Raw genomic sequence first — 310 nt, 5'->3', positions numbered from 1 at the left:
TTACGCCCAGTAATTCCGATTAACGCTTGCACCCTCCGTATTACCGCGGCTGCTGGCACGGAGTTAGCCGGTGCTTCTTCTGCGGGTAACGTCAATCGGCGAGGTTATTAACCTCACCGCCTTCCTCCCCGCTGAAAGTACTTTACAACCCGAAGGCCTTCTTCATACACGCGGCATGGCTGCATCAGGCTTGCGCCCATTGTGCAATATTCCCCACTGCTGCCTCCCGTAGGAGTCTGGACCGTGTCTCAGTTCCAGTGTGGCTGGTCATCCTCTCAGACCAGCTAGGGATCGTCGCCTAGGTGAGCCA

The 310-nt window shown here is 56.8% G+C and carries 1 rRNA gene (running past both ends of the window); it reads right to left on the bottom strand.

The features are described from left to right. Nucleotides 1–310 (bottom strand): 16S ribosomal RNA (locus BBA90_RS19605) (it extends past both window edges: 776 nt to the left, 897 nt to the right).

This window comes from Pantoea eucrina, from assembly GCF_001691555.1.
Lineage (GTDB): Bacteria > Pseudomonadota > Gammaproteobacteria > Enterobacterales > Enterobacteriaceae > Pantoea > Pantoea borealis.
The sequence above is the reverse complement of the archived record's forward strand: the minus strand, read 5'-3'. Positions and strand labels throughout refer to the sequence as shown.